The following is a 15,064-nucleotide window of genomic DNA, read 5'->3' on the forward strand; positions in this document are numbered from 1 at the left end:
TATGCCCATTTATTCCTAATATTGGTTCTATAAACAGGTATTATGGTAAGTGTACAACAGGCGGTTAGTAAATCTGATCTGAAAAAATTCGTAACCTTTCCTTTTTCGTTATACAAAGATTCCCCCTACTGGGTTCCTCCTTTGATAAAGGATGAAATGGAGACTTTTAATTCTGAAAAGAATCCGGTTTTTGAGAATGCGGATGCCTGGTTTTTCCTCGCCTATAAGGATGGTGAAATTGTGGGACGTGTGGTTGCCATGATCAACTGGATTGAAGTCAATCAGCAAAAATTACGCAAAATGCGCTTTGGCTGGTTCGATTTTATAGACGATCAGGAAGTATCGCGTGCACTAATTGCCAAAGTTGAAGAACTCGCAAGACAACATCAGATGGAGTTTATGGAAGGTCCTGTAGGGTTCTCCAATCTCGACAAAGTTGGTGTTCTGGTGGAGGGATTTGATCATATAGGAACCATGATTACATGGTACAACTATCCTTATTACCAGTCGCATTACGAAGGAATGGGCTTTGTAAAGGAAAAGGGGTATGAAGAGAATAAGTTTCCCAATAGCAATGTGGATCCGGCCCTCTTCAAGCGGGTTCAGGTACTGATAAAAAAGCGGTATGGATTAAAGGAAATGAATTTTAGTAAGACGAGCGAAATCATGCCCTGGGTTGATCAGATGTTTGATTTGTTCAATGATTCTTACGCCAAATTGTCTTCTTTCGTCCCTATTACCCCGGTACAAAGAGAGTATTTTAAAAAGAAATACATCAGTTTTATCAATCCGGAATACATAAAATTCATAGTGGATTCTTCGGACAAAGTGATTGCATTTGCCATCGTAATGCCATCTTTCTCTGAAGCCATGCAGAAAGCCAGGGGTAAATTATTCCCCTTTGGCTGGTATCACCTGTTAAAGGCAAAAAAGTACAATAAAGACGTTATTTTTTACCTCATCGGGATACATCCCGAATACCAGAATAAAGGAGTTACTTCCATTATCTTTAATGAGTATTACGAGACCTTTAAGGAAAAACAGGTGCAAACCTGTTACAGAACGCCGGAACTCGAAGAGAATATTGCCATAAAGCAACTCTGGAAGCACTTTGATCCAAAAGTGTACAAAAGGCGTCGTACCTACAAGAAAGTATTGTAATTATAAATCGGAGATTTTCCTGAAATCGTTTATTCCCCCATGGCAGCTGCGACAGCCGCTGACAACCTTTTGTAGGTTCCATTTTCCAACCTGTCGCGAATAGCCGAAAAGGCATCGAGTGTGATGGATATGTCTTCCATGGTATGGGTAGCTGTCGGTATCATCCTAAGCAGTATGAGACCTTTAGGTATTACCGGATATACTACAATGGAACAGAAAATACCGTAGTTTTCCCGCAGATCCTTTACCAGGGCCATTGCCTCTGGGATACTACCATTGAGATACACAGGGGTTACACAGCTGGAGGTGGTACCGATATCAAAGCCTCTCTCTTTGAGACCTTCCTGAAGTGCATTTACGTTTTCCCATAATTTGGCTTTCAGTTCGGGCATATTTCTCAACATGTCGAGACGTTTCAGGGCGCCTTTAACATAAATCATAGGCAGGGATTTCGCAAACATTTGTGACCTGAGATTATACTTCAGATAGTCAATAATTTCCTGATCAGCAGCAAGAAAAGCTCCTATTCCGGCCAGGGATTTAGCGAAAGTGGCAAAGTAAACATCGATGTCGTCCTGAACCCCTTGCTCTTCTCCTGCTCCGGCTCCAGTTTTACCCAAAGTACCAAAACCGTGGGCATCATCTACCAGAAGTCGGAAATTAAATTTCTTCTTCAGGGCAACAATTTCCTTCAGTTTCCCTTGTTCTCCACGCATACCAAAAACCCCTTCCGAGATAACCAAAATCCCACCACCTGTCTGCTCCGCCATCTTTGCTGCTCGCTCCAGGTTTTTCTCCAGGCTTTCAATATCGTTGTGTTTAAAAGTAAATCGTTTTCCCATGTGCAATCGCACACCGTCTATGATACAGGCGTGAGAATCCACATCGTAAACTATGATATCGTCTTTTGAAACAAGGGCATCAATCGCAGACATAATTCCCTGATATCCAAAATTGAGCAGATAAGAAGCTTCTTTACTTACAAAAGCTGCGAGTTCCTTTTCTAGTTGCTCGTGGTATACAGTCTGACCGCTCATCATCCTGGCTCCCATCGGATAAGCCGCACCGTATTCGAGTGCTGCCTCCCCGTCTACTTTTTTAATCTCCGGCAGGTTTGCCAATCCGAGATAATCATTTATACTCCAGGTAATTACTTCCTTCCCCTGAAATTTCATTCTGTTTGAAATAGGACCTTCCAATTTTGGAAAAACGAAGTAACCTTCAGCCTGTGAAGCCCATCGTCCTAAAGGGCCTTTATTCTCGATAATCCTGTCAAATAAATCTCTCATTTACCCCGGTTTGGTTTCTGCAAAACTATGGATTTTTACCCACGAATCATAAAATTATTTCAGACCATAAAAAAAGGCAGTGAGTTTAAACCCACTGCCGGTTATCTAGTGAATACACTTTTTTATTTTACAATCTCAACCTTCTTCTCCTGGCTCGTTTGAACCTCTGATAAGAATCCCTGAGCTTCCATCCACTTATCACTGTAGACTTTACTCATATATCTGGAGCCATGATCCGGAAAAATAACAACCACTTTACTGTCTTTGCTAAACTCTCCAAGTTCATTCAATTGCTTCACTGCCTGGATTGCGGCACCTGAGGTATATCCTGCAAAAATCCCTTCGGTCCTGGCAATCTCCCTTGCAGTATGTGCACTTTCCTTATCTGTTACCTTTATAAAGGTGTCTATGATGTTAAAATCTGTAGCATCCGGAATCAGGTTTTTACCCAACCCTTCAATCCGGTACGGATAAATCTCATTCTTATCCATTTTACCGGTTTCGTGATACTTCTTTAGAACAGAGCCATAAGCATCTACGCCTATAACTTTTATATCGGCATTCATCTCCTTTAAAAATCGTGCTGTACCAGAAATCGTACCCCCGGTCCCACTGCAGGCGATCAGGTGAGTGATCTGCCCCTTTGTCTGTTCCCAGATCTCCGGGCCGGTAGTCCTGTAATGAGCTTCAATATTTAATTCATTAAAATATTGATTGATATAAATAGAATTTTCGGTCTCTTGATGAAGTCGTTTGGCCACCTCATAGTAAGAACGCGGATCGTCAGCGCTTACATGTGCCGGGCATACGTATACCTCCGCCCCCATAGTGCGCAGCATGTCTATCTTATCTTGAGACGATTTAGAACTGACAGCAAGTATACACTTGTAGCCTTTTACGATACTCACCATGGCCAGACTAAAGCCCGTATTTCCAGATGTAGTTTCGATAATCGTACTTCCTTCCTTCAAAATCCCCTTGCGTTCTGCCTCTTCGATAATAAAAGCAGCAATTCTGTCTTTTGCGGAATGCCCTGGATTAAAAGCTTCCATCTTGGCATAGAACTCTCCATCCATAGCACTGGTGACCTGATTTAATTTAATCAGCGGGGTATTACCAATAAGATCGAGGATTGAATTATGGGCGTTAATCGTTTGTTCCATAAAGTTGTTTTGTTGAAACACCCTCTGATAACGGTATTTCAGGGGCAAAATTACTACTTTTTTTTAATTATTGGTCTTTCCCCTCCAAATCGAGCAGAAATGCAAACTCCTTGGCCGTCTCCTTCAGGGCTTCAAAACGGCCTGAAGCTCCCCCATGCCCTGCTTCCATGTTTGTATCGAGGAAGAGGTTGTTCTGATCTGTTTTGTACTCCCTTAGTTTGGCCACCCATTTAGCCGGTTCCCAATACTGCACCTGAGAATCATGGAGTCCGGTAGTAACGTATAAATTGGGATATGCCTGTTTCTGTACATTGTCATAAGGAGAATATGACAACATATAGTCGTAATATTTTTTTTCATTCGGGTTTCCCCATTCATCGTATTCCCCTGTTGTCAAAGGAATCGAATCATCCAGCATGGTAGTAACCACATCCACAAAAGGAACTGCTGCGATTACGCCGTGATAGAGTTCCGGGGCCATATTTACCACTGCACCCATCAGCAAGCCTCCTGCTGAACCTCCCAGGGCATAGAGATGCTCTGGACTGGTAAATTTTTCCTCGATGAGGAATTTGGAGCAGTCGACAAAATCGGTAAATGTATTTTTCTTCCTTAGTAGTTTTCCATCTTCATACCAGGGTCTTCCCAAGTATTCTCCTCCTCTTACATGAGATATGGCGTAGATAAACCCGCGGTCTAACAGACTGAGACGAGTACTTGAAAAGGATGGGTCTATGGTAGCACCGTATGATCCGTAGGCATACTGTAGCAGCGGAGAAGTACCGTCTAGAGGGGTGTCCTTATGATACACCAATGAGATGGGTACCCTGACACCGTCACGAGCTGTGGCCCAGATTCGTTGCGAACGATAATTCTCAGCCTTGAACTTACCGCCAAGGACTTCCTGTTGCTTCAGAATGACTTCCTCCCTTGTCTCCATATCAAAATCGATGATGGCGTAAGGAGAGGTCATTGAATTATAGATATACCTCAGGTATTTGGTGTCATAATCAAGGTTGACATAAGGATATGCCACGTAGGTCTCATTGTCAAATGGGAGATAATACGAATCACTTCCGTCCCATCGACTCACTTTAATTTTGTTCAGGCCATTATCTCTTTCTGATACCACGAGATAATCCTTAAAAATTTCAATGTCCTCCAACAATACATCCTCCCGGTGAGGTAAATACTCCTGCCAGTTTTCTGAAGAAGTAGTCTTTTCGGAGGTCTTCATCAACTTAAAATTTGTAGCCCCGTCCTTGTTGGTGAGAATGTAGAAATCCGATCCGAAATGATAGATCGCATATTCCAGCCCCCTTGTCCTGGGGGAAAAAACCTTAAAAGTTCCATTAGGATCGTCTGCCGCCAGGATGCGGTATTCTGAGGTGAGTGTACTGTTAGATCCAATGATGATATAATCCTGTGATTTGGATTTATAGACATAGGTGTTATAAGTCTCATCGGTTTCGTGATAAACCAGTTCATCTTTTTCCGAAGAAGTTCCCAGTACATGTTTGTAAATCTTGTCTGAACGCAGGGTTACAGGATCTTTTTTAGTGTAAAATAAGGTTTTGTTGTCTTTGGCCCAGACCGAACCCCCGGTAGTGTTTTCGATTTTATCGGGATATATTTCCCCAGTAACCAGGTTTTTGATCTTTATATAATATTGTCGCCTCGAAACAGTATCCCTGCCAAATGCTGCCATAGTGTTATCCGGACTCACAGAGATACCGGTTAAACGAAAAAACTCGTGCCCTTCGGCCAGTTCATTCCCGTCGAACATCACTTCTTCGTCAGCTTCCAGCTCCCCTTTTTTACGGGAATATATCGGGTATTCCTTCCCGGTTTCAAAACGTGTACTATACCAATAGCCATTACGCTTATAAGGGACCGAGCTGTCATCCTCCTTGATTCTCGATCTCATTTCCAGGAAAAGACTATCCTGCAAGGGTTGGGTATGGGCTGTTTTCGCCTGGTAATACTCGTTCTCCTTCTCGAGGAATGCAATGACCTCCGGATCTTCCCGCTCATTCATCCAATAGTAGTTGTCCACCCTGACATCTCCGTGGATTTCGAGATTCCTAGGGACTTTTTTAGCGACTGGAGGGCTTACATCTACCATCTCTTTGTTTTGGTTTTGGCAAGAAACTGCAAAAATAATACTTAATGGGAGAATGAAGTCTTTTTTCGATAGAAGCATATAGAATGGTTTAAAATCCGGGCAAATTAGTAAATTTGAGTATCTAAAACTAAATTAAAATTATATGTTCGGAGATATGATGGGCATGATGGGAAAACTCAAAGAGACCCGTGCCAAAGTAGAGGCAACTAAAAAACGACTGGATACTGTTTCTCTTAATGAAAAATCGGCAGATGGCTCGGTTTCCATTACAATCACGGCTAACCGCGAAATCAAGAGTATCGAAATAGAAGATGCACTGCTTGAAGACAAAGAACAACTGGAAGACTATCTTGTTATTACGTTAAATAAAGCCATTTCCAGGGCCACTGAGGTGCAGGAAGCAGAATTGGCTGCGGTGGCTAAGGAGGGTATGCCTAATATTCCGGGGATGGATTCCCTCTTTAAGTAACACAGGCGTTTACGACTTTAATGCAATTGGACTATTACAGGATGATAGAAGTAAAAAAAGATAAGAATGATCGATACAGCTTTGTAGTCACTGCAAAGGGAGGCAACTCTATCTTACAGAGTGTTCCTTTTCCTTCAAAAAAGGAACTCACAGCCACTCTGAAACAACTTCCTCCTCTGGTTTCAAAACCTTCTGTCTTCGAGAGAAAGACCAGCCACAACGGGAAATTTCATTTTACACTAAAAGATCAAAGCGGAAGTATTATTGGAAACAGTAAGGACTATACCTCGGAGGCCGGTATGGAAAATGGTATTACGAATTTCCGAAACAGGATCTCGGGGTTAGATCAATCACAACTCCCCTAAGGAGGCCAGAATCTGCAGGGTGTGCTCGTGCATTTCTACATTGTAGTCCATATGAGTAACCATCCGCAATTTACCCTGTCCCATTCCAATAATCTGAATGCCCTTTTTTTCTAATTCTTCCAGGAATCTTTCTGTAGAGCACTTGGCTTCATCGAGTTCAAAGATGATGATGTTGGTCTCAATGGGTTCTACCTGCTTTACTATCGGTAATTTCTGCAATTGGGCTCCCAGCTCCTGAGCCCTTAAATGGTCTTCTTTTAGTCGGTCTATATGATGGTCCAGGGCATAGATGCCGGCTGCCGCAAGATATCCTGCCTGACGCATCCCACCGCCCAACACCTTCCGAATTCGCAAGGCTTTGTCCATATATTCTTTTTTCCCTACCAGGACAGAACCAACCGGACAACCTAGTCCTTTACTCAGGCAAATACTGATGGTGTCGAACAGCCTGCCATAAGCATTAGGATCCTCATTTTTGGCTACAAGTGCATTCCAGAGTCGGGCCCCATCAAGGTGATAGCCCAGCTCGTGCTTGTCACAAACTTTCCGTATTGCTTTTAATTCTTCAAAATCCCAGCAAGCACCCCCACCTTTGTTGGTTGTGTTTTCAATACAGACCAGGGAGGTGAGCGGACTGTGATAAAAATCGGGAGGATTAATGGCAGCCTGTACCTGTTCTGCCTTCATCATACCCCGGTGCCCGTCTACAAGTTTACAGGACACTCCACTGTTAAAGCTCACCCCGCCGCCTTCGTAATTATACACATGGGCATATTTATCGCAGATGAGCTGATCTCCGGGATTGGTATGAATCTTTATTGCTGTTTGATTGGCCATGGTCCCGCTGGGAAAAAACAGGGCGGAATCCATACCAAATAATTTCGCTACTTTCTCCTCCAATGCGTTAACCGATGGATCGGCCTTAAAAACATCATCGCCTACCTCTGCCGACATCATGGCATCTAACATCGCAGCAGTCGGTTTAGTTACGGTATCACTTATTAGATTGATCTGCATATAAACTCAGAATGATTATTGTGAACAGGCCATGCCTATAGGTGAACCGTCAGGGATTTCAGGAGAAGAAATTACCTTAAACTCGTCTCTGTTTTCATTAAAAAATGTTATTCTTCTTGCCATTTCCCTGGCGTCAGGATCAGTGGAGTTTTTCAGTCGCATTTGTAGTTCAATCAAACTGGCATTAGCTATCGCATTTACCTGAGGATGAACATCTTTATGCGCTGCCAAATTCATCAAATGCATCAGGACGCGATAATTTATAGATTTTTGTACGGTATTGAGATAACCATCTTTATGCGTTTTATTAATCGTTCCATCAATTATCGACTGGAATAATTCACCCAGACCCAATTGTGAGGATTCAAGTCCTTTTTGCTGAATAAGGCGTGAAGCCCTTTCCGGGTGAAAAAGAAGACTGAGGCTCATGTCTGCAGCTGTTTCAGCAGCAGACAATGCATCAAAGGAAACACCGGTTTTACCGTTAATAGATTCTCTAGTTCTTCCATGTCCTATTGCTCTCGGGGGAAATAAAGCCAGTTTTTCCTCAGGAATGGCAATCACCGATGCATCCAGTGTCTTTAAGGCGCTTTTTACAGCTTCCTTTTGCTCCTTGGACGGAAGGGATTCCACTACTACCTGTCCGTCTCCTTTGACGGCATAATTGTAATTTAATCCGCCAATGCTTTTTACCGCAGCTTCAATTTGATATCTGTGCAGGAAATACAGAGGAACAAATACGTCCTCCAGAACCGAATTCGGCTCTCCTGAACGTATATTATCAATTGAGAAATTATCTATGGCGACCTTGCGCAGCTCAAGCAACCTGTTTAATTCCTCACTGGCACTCCCTCCGTTATCCCAGAGATGACCCAGGATATGTGCACTGCCCAATGGTCGGGCATCGCGATCAGAGATGTACCGAAGTCCCTGCTGATGTGATTTCTGAAGAATTGCAGCAAGTGCTTCCTTTTCATTGGTATTCTCCGGGAAGTCTGAATAAGAATAGGCAACCGTTACTTTATCCCACTCCCCTATTCCTGTATCATAGGCTTCAGAGAAATCTATCATCCCATTTTTCAGGCTGATGTACGGATGTGGATAATCCATTACAGATGCGCGGTTGTTGGTACTGGCAGCAAAATTATGTGCAAAGCCCAGGGTGTGCCCAATTTCATGAGCCGATAACTGCCGTATTCTGGCCAAAGCCATATTTAGCATGGCCTCATCGTTATCATCCCTCTCTGCAAAAGGTTTGTCCATAAGGGCCTGAGCGATCAGAAAATCCTGTCTGATCCGAAGGCTACCGAGGCTAACATGGCCTTTGATGATTTCTCCCGTCCTGGGGTCTGTAATGCTACTGCCATAGCTCCACCCTCTGGTAGAGCGATGTACCCATTGGATTACATTGTAACGCACATCCAGCGGATCGGCATCATCGGGTAGCATTTTGAGCTGAAATGCATCCTTGAACCCTATGGCTTCAAAAGCCTGGTTCCACCAGCGTCCTCCCTCCAGCAGGGCAGAGCGAACGGGCTCGGGAGTGCCATTGTCAAGATAATAAACAATCGGTTCCACAGCCTCGCTCAAAGCTGCACTGGGATCTTTCTTCTCCAGGCGATGGCGTGTTATATATCTTTTGATCAGGGATTCCTCTACAGGAGTAGCATAATCATAGTATGAAAAGGGATAGGAACCAGACCGGGGATCAAATTCCCGCATGTCAAACCCCGTATCGGGAAGGGCGATAAAGGAATGATGTTGGGACACAGTTACCAATTCGGGATTTGGTGTCACCGAACGAATATAATTTCCGGCAGGCGTCCCTTTAAAGGTCAGCATAAGGTCGAATTCTACATTATTGGGAAAAGCCCTGGTTCTTTCAAGGTCAAAGGCACTTTTCGACTTGTCGAGGCTGTAATTACCCTGCTTTGATCGCTTTAAACGTTCACTAACCCCGTGAGCGTCCTGCATAAGAAAATCTGTCAGGTCGATAAAATAAGTGCCGTCTTTTTCTTCTTCAATCTTAAAGCCGAACAAGATGGATTTCGCAAAGGCCTGTTCCACAGATTTCTTTTCTAATTCATTCTCTGTCAAGGCTCTGTACTTGAGATTGGGCTGAACTAACAACAGTTTATTTCCAGCTTTTTTAAAATATACAACTTGCTCATTTCCAAGTTGTCCACGATCCAAACCTATATCATTACTTCCAATTCCACTACTTAGGGAGTACACGTAGAGAAACTCTTTTTCAAGATCCTTTACTTCCATGAATACCTTATCGCTTGCGGGATCATGGTAGAAGGGGAAAAAGCCTTCGTATTTCTGAAAATCCTTTAGTTTTTCTGTGATTTGTCCAAGGGCAGTGAACATACTTAAAAAGACAAATAGATAGAGTGTATTTTTCATCTCGCTGGTTTAGAGCCTAAATTTATACAAATTCGAAGGAAACTAAAGAACACTGTAGGAAAATGATATAGAATAACCACAAATGGTATTATCCTAAATTGTGAATTCGGTAAATATCCCCATTAATATTTATGGAATTAGAGTTTATATTTTATTCCATTTAGGTTATCTTCCATAACTCACCAAAGTAATTGATATGGCGATCCTGGAAAGCACTATTTTCTCTTCTTACGAGCGAGATCATGCCCTGTTTGATGAACTCTATGACAGCAATGGCAAGGTCAAAGATATTTACCAAAAGCTTTTTGCCCTCTATGGAGCGCATAGTATTGATGATTATATGCGATTAAATGAAAAGGCGAAGTCGTCTTTCTTTAATCAGGGTATTACCTTCCAGGTATATGACGACAAAGAGATGCAGGAAAAGATATTTCCCTTTGATCTGTTTCCAAGAATTATAGACGCAAAAGAATGGGAGCTTATTGAAAAAGGAGCTATTCAGCGTAGCAGGGCCCTGAATTTATTTCTGCACGACATCTATCATGACAAGAAAATCCTCAAACAGGGAGTTGTACCGCTCGAGCTAGTCAGTTCGTCTGAAAACTACTTACATCAGATGATGGGTGTGGATCCTCCCGGAGGTATTTACAACCACATTTCCGGCACCGATATTATTAAGCACAGTGATGGGAAGTACTATGTACTTGAAGACAATATAAGATGTCCCTCTGGTGTGAGTTATGTGATTTGCAACCGTACAGCACTAAAACGGGCACTTTTTGGGGTTTTTAATCATTACGAAACCCATACGGTAACTAATTATGCGGAAAACCTTCTGGATCTGCTTGAAACGGTAAAGCCCAAAGGTGTGGATACTCCCAACACCGTCGTGATCACCCCGGGTATGTACAATTCGGCCTTCTACGAACACTCCTACCTGGCAAAGACCATGGGTGTTGAACTGGTTGAAGGGCGCGACCTGTTTGTGGAGAACGACTTTGTATATATGCGCACCATCAAAGGACCCGAAAAAGTTGATATTATCTACCGTCGAATAGACGATCAGTTTCTTGATCCCCTCGAATTCAGGGCTGATTCTTCCCTGGGCGTTCCCGGACTCTTCTCAGCTTATAAAAAGGGAAATGTTACTCTGGCAAACGCGCCAGGCACCGGAGTAGCCGACGACAAAGCAGTGTATACCTATATGCCTGATATCATAAAATACTATCTCGATGAGACCCCCATTCTGAATAATGTTCATACCTACCACTGCAGCAGGCCCGATGAACTTAAATATGTACTGGAGCACATTCATGAACTGGTAATTAAACCCGTAGATGAAGCCGGGGGTTACGGAATCTCAATTGGAAACCGCCTAAGCAAGGAAGAGATTGAGAAGGTTAAAAAACAGATACAGGAAAGTCCGCGCAAATACGTGGCGCAGCCTATTATGTCGCTCTCGGTTCATCCTACCTACATAGACGAAACAAATTCCTTTGAACAGCGGCACGTAGACCTGAGAACTTTTACCATACTGGGAAAAGACAAAGACTTTGTCCTCAAAGGCGGGTTAACGCGGGTGGCGCTAAAAAGAGGTAATCTAGTCGTAAATTCTTCTCAGGGCGGTGGTTCTAAAGATACCTGGGTATTAAAACCTTAACTATATGTTAGCAAGAGTAGCCAATAATCTGTTTTGGATGGGACGTTATATAGAGCGATCTGAGCATATTGCTCGATATATGCACGTCAATTATTTCTCTTCCCTGGATGCCCCCAACGAACTCTCCAGATCGAGGCAGTTTGTACTGAATTCGATGCTGAGAATGATCGGGGATCCCGAATCTCCAAAAGGGACAGAGCTCAATGAAGAAGAAGTGCTTTTCAAACTCGCACTTGACCACGACCACCCCTACTCCATTATTAACAATGTTAAGTATACACGGGAAAATGCCAATAGCGCAAGGGACCTGATCTCAACTGACCTTTACGAATCCATCAATAAGTTTTATCACTTTGTGTTAAAATATCCCGTAGATCACTTCCTTAAAAAAGGGATGTACGACTTCTGTATAAATATCATTGAAATGTCGTCTATCCTGAGAGGGAAAATTCGGAGCACCCTCCTGCACGATGAAGTGTATGCCATTATCTTGATGGGGGTAAACCTGGAGCGGGCCAACCAGCTTATCCGAATTATCAATTCAAAATATAAGGATGCATCCATTTCAAAGGGAGGATATGGTGACACCTTCAAAAATAGTTTTGAATGGACCACTCTTTTGAAAAGTGTGGAATCTTATGATATGATGCGGCGGTTTTATAAAAAGACGCCTACCAGTGCAACAACCCTTGAGTTTTTGATCCTGAATCCCAATTGCCCAAGATCTCTGATGAACAGCCTAAATCAGATTTACAGGCATATCAGGGTACTCGATAATTCCTTTCGTTATAATAAAAATTCGACTGCCTTTCTGGTAGGGAGAGTGAGGTCGGAATATCAATACAAGTATATTGAAGAAATTGAAGGAAATATCGAACAATTTATTGACGGAATGTTAAAGAATTTAGCCGATATTGGCACCAAAATGGAGAATGAGTTTTTTCACTATTGATCCAGGCTTCCCTAATAATCTATAAGCAATAATGTCTCTCGAATACAAGATTGTCTATTGCGCTGAAAACCAGTATGAATTTCCTGTGAAAGAAGCGAGGTGGCAGTTCCTTATTTGTCCGCACCAGGACGAAAACCAGGAATTGCACTCATTTTCTTTCACTAATTCAATGAATTTTCCATATGAAATTTCCACTAATGCCTATGGCTTTAAAACCCTTCGCATCCTTGCGAGGACAAAATTCAAAAGCATAGAATTCAAGGCCAACTTTACCCTCAACAAAAAAATATTAAATCCTTTTAATTTTGAATTAGCGACCGATCCTTTTGAAGAACTCAATCGTTACCACGATCTCCATTTCAGGGTAGATCACGAACCTTTTCTGCGTAAAACTCCCCTTACCACCCTTTTGGATGAGCATAGCAATTTTTTTGAATACAATAAGGGAGAAAACGTCTTTGAGAATTTACAGCTGCTGAACAAATGGGTGTTTGAAAAAATATTCTATACGCCCGGGGTTACGCATGTAAATACAACATTGGATTACATTGTTGAGAATCGTCACGGGGTATGTCAGGATTTTGCGCATTTGTTCTCTGCTATTGCCAGGCAGTATGGGATTCCCTGCCGGTATGTGTCAGGGTATCTCCACCAGGGGAACGGATATTTCGGCGACTCCCAGATGCACGCATGGACTGAGGCCTATCTTATGGACGTGGGTTGGGTTGGATTTGATCCCACAAACAACATCCTGGCGAGTGACAATCACATAAAGGTAGCCCATGGAAAGGACTATGCAGATTGTGCCCCAATCAAAGGTATTATCCTATCAAAGGGTGAAAATACCACTTCACATAGTGTTCAGGTACACGGGCAGCAACAACAACAATAATTTTAATTTTAAAAATTCCTTACTCTTTAAAAACATGGTACTTTTACGTGAAATTTATTCAGAATGGTAACTACAGATCATCAGAAAGATCTTATTGAGCGCCTTGGTGCGTTAAGGAGGTATCTTTGACATCGATGCCAAATTGATCGAAATTGAGAATGAAGAGGAGAAAACCTTAGCCCCTGATTTTTGGGATAACCCCCAGGAAGCGCAGGTAAAAATGCGCCAGCTTCAGGCTAAGAAAAAATGGGTGGAAGAATACAACACGGCGCTGGCGCTTGCCAACGACCTTGAAGTACTACTCGAATTCCAAAAAGAAGGGGAAGTTGCCCCCGCTGAAGTTGAAACCCAACATTCAAGGGCTCTTGATGCCGTAGAAAAGCTCGAATTTAAGAACATGCTCTCCGAAGAAGGAGATGAAATGACCGCCGTGCTTCAGATCACTGCCGGAGCAGGTGGCACTGAGAGCTGTGACTGGGCCTCCATGCTTATGCGAATGTACCTGATGTGGAGCGAGAAAAACGGTTATAAAGTTAAAGAACTCAATTACCAGGAAGGTGATGTAGCGGGCATAAAAACAGTAACACTCGAAATTGAAGGCGATTACGCCTTTGGATGGTTGAAGGGGGAAAACGGAGTTCACCGTTTAGTTAGAATTTCACCCTTCGACAGCAATGCCAAAAGGCATACTTCTTTTGCTTCGGTTTACGTCTACCCGCTGGTTGACGATAGTATTGAGATCGAAGTGAATCCTGCAGACATAGAGATCACTACAGCCCGATCCAGTGGAGCGGGTGGGCAAAATGTAAATAAGGTTGAAACCAAGGTACAATTGGTGCACAAACCCACAGGGATACAAATTTCCTGTTCAGATTCAAGATCGCAGCACGATAATCGGGCGACGGCCCTAAAGATGTTAAAGTCTCAGCTCTACGAAATTGAATTGAGGAAAAAGCAGGAAGCCCGGGATGAAATCGAATCGTCCAAAATGAAGATCGAATGGGGTTCCCAGATCCGAAATTATGTGATGCACCCTTATAAATTGGTTAAAGATGTTCGTACAGGCGAAGAAACAGGAAATGTAGACGCCGTTATGGACGGGGATCTCGATATGTTCCTCAAAGCCTATCTCATGATGATGGGACAAAATCACGAAAGTTAGAATTATGATTAAAATTTACCACAATCCGAGATGTCGCAAATCACGTGAAGGCCTTGCCATCATTGAAGAAAGCGGAAAACCTTTTGAAATTATTAAATACCTGGAAGATAATCTCACCCGAACCGAACTAGAGGAAATTCTGAAAATCCTGGATATCAATGCTTCTGAGCTCGTCAGAAAACAGGAAGCGATCTGGAAATCCAATTTTAAAGGAAAAGATCTCACCGAGAAAATGATCGTAAATGCTTTGCTGGATCATCCCAAACTAATAGAACGACCTGTGGTTATTTACGAGGGAAAAGGAGTCATTGGAAGGCCTCCTGAGAATATATCAGAATTACTGGCTGAATAATTCGTTTTCCCAATTTTCCTAAAACTTCTCTTAAACTTTTCTCAATTG

Annotated in this window: 13 protein-coding genes; 8 read left to right on the forward strand and 5 right to left on the reverse strand. The window is 42.7% G+C overall.

Annotation, left to right across the window (positions count from 1 at the left end):
• The first annotated feature begins 42 nt into the window (after positions 1–42).
• Complete coding sequence (locus AB8P51_RS14095) at positions 43–1,161, forward strand: GTP cyclohydrolase (protein WP_369749500.1); 1,119 nt, start codon at positions 43–45, stop codon at positions 1,159–1,161.
• A gap of 29 nt (positions 1,162–1,190) precedes the next feature.
• Here AB8P51_RS14095 and AB8P51_RS14100 read toward each other — a convergent pair whose 3' ends face one another.
• The 3 genes from AB8P51_RS14100 to AB8P51_RS14110 all read right to left on the reverse strand — a co-directional run bounded on the left by AB8P51_RS14100 (position 1,191) and on the right by AB8P51_RS14110 (position 5,738).
• On the reverse strand, positions 1,191–2,450 hold the full coding sequence (locus AB8P51_RS14100; RefSeq protein WP_369749501.1) for an aminotransferase class I/II-fold pyridoxal phosphate-dependent enzyme: 1,260 nt from the start codon (positions 2,448–2,450) through the stop codon (positions 1,191–1,193).
• Between the two features lie 122 nt (positions 2,451–2,572).
• Entirely contained in the window at positions 2,573–3,613 is a 1,041-nt protein-coding gene (locus tag AB8P51_RS14105; RefSeq protein ID WP_369749502.1) for a PLP-dependent cysteine synthase family protein, read from the reverse strand.
• 67 nt (positions 3,614–3,680) lie between these two features.
• Positions 3,681–5,738: a S9 family peptidase gene (locus AB8P51_RS14110; RefSeq protein ID WP_369749503.1), complete on the reverse strand. Its 2,058-nt coding sequence runs from the start codon at positions 5,736–5,738 to the stop codon at positions 3,681–3,683.
• A 142-nt stretch (positions 5,739–5,880) separates the two neighbouring features.
• Here AB8P51_RS14110 and AB8P51_RS14115 point away from each other — a divergent pair, with 142 nt between their 5' ends.
• Both AB8P51_RS14115 and AB8P51_RS14120 read left to right on the forward strand, forming a co-directional pair.
• Positions 5,881–6,207, forward strand: a complete 327-nt coding sequence (locus tag AB8P51_RS14115) for a YbaB/EbfC family nucleoid-associated protein (protein WP_369749504.1) — start codon at positions 5,881–5,883, stop codon at positions 6,205–6,207.
• Between the two features lie 41 nt (positions 6,208–6,248).
• Positions 6,249–6,572 carry a YegP family protein gene (locus AB8P51_RS14120; protein WP_369749505.1) on the forward strand — a complete coding sequence of 108 codons (324 nt, stop codon included), beginning with the start codon at positions 6,249–6,251 and terminating at the stop codon, positions 6,570–6,572.
• Here the strand turns inward: AB8P51_RS14120 and AB8P51_RS14125 are convergent.
• On the reverse strand, positions 6,558–7,589 hold the full coding sequence (locus tag AB8P51_RS14125) for a low specificity L-threonine aldolase (protein WP_369749506.1): 1,032 nt from the start codon (positions 7,587–7,589) through the stop codon (positions 6,558–6,560). The genes AB8P51_RS14120 and AB8P51_RS14125 overlap by 15 nt on opposite strands.
• 15 nt (positions 7,590–7,604) lie before the next feature.
• Positions 7,605–9,998: a zinc-dependent metalloprotease gene (locus tag AB8P51_RS14130; RefSeq protein WP_369749507.1), complete on the reverse strand. Its 2,394-nt coding sequence runs from the start codon at positions 9,996–9,998 to the stop codon at positions 7,605–7,607.
• A gap of 196 nt (positions 9,999–10,194) precedes the next feature.
• Between AB8P51_RS14130 and AB8P51_RS14135 the strand changes: the two genes are divergently transcribed.
• The 5 genes from AB8P51_RS14135 (at position 10,195) to arsC (ending at position 15,016) form a co-directional block, all read left to right on the forward strand.
• The gene (locus AB8P51_RS14135; RefSeq protein WP_369749508.1) at positions 10,195–11,658 is read left to right on the forward strand and encodes a circularly permuted type 2 ATP-grasp protein; all 1,464 of its coding nucleotides are present in this window, start codon (positions 10,195–10,197) and stop codon (positions 11,656–11,658) included.
• Between the two features lie 4 nt (positions 11,659–11,662).
• The gene (locus AB8P51_RS14140) at positions 11,663–12,610 is read left to right on the forward strand and encodes an alpha-E domain-containing protein (protein WP_369749509.1); all 948 of its coding nucleotides are present in this window, start codon (positions 11,663–11,665) and stop codon (positions 12,608–12,610) included.
• 31 nt (positions 12,611–12,641) lie between these two features.
• The gene (locus AB8P51_RS14145) at positions 12,642–13,502 is read left to right on the forward strand and encodes a transglutaminase family protein (protein ID WP_369749510.1); all 861 of its coding nucleotides are present in this window, start codon (positions 12,642–12,644) and stop codon (positions 13,500–13,502) included.
• Between the two features lie 63 nt (positions 13,503–13,565).
• A protein-coding gene (gene prfB / locus AB8P51_RS14150; protein WP_369749511.1) for a peptide chain release factor 2 occupies positions 13,566–14,664 on the forward strand; the annotation gives its coding sequence in 2 pieces (ribosomal slippage) (positions 13,566–13,628 and positions 13,630–14,664; 1,098 coding nt in all).
• Between the two features lie 4 nt (positions 14,665–14,668).
• Positions 14,669–15,016, forward strand: a complete 348-nt coding sequence (arsC, locus tag AB8P51_RS14155; RefSeq protein WP_369749512.1) for an arsenate reductase (glutaredoxin) — start codon at positions 14,669–14,671, stop codon at positions 15,014–15,016.
• The last annotated feature ends 48 nt before the right edge of the window (positions 15,017–15,064 follow it).

This window comes from Muriicola sp. SD30 (assembly GCF_041205185.1).
In the GTDB taxonomy this organism is placed as follows: Bacteria; Bacteroidota; Bacteroidia; order Flavobacteriales; family Flavobacteriaceae; genus Muriicola.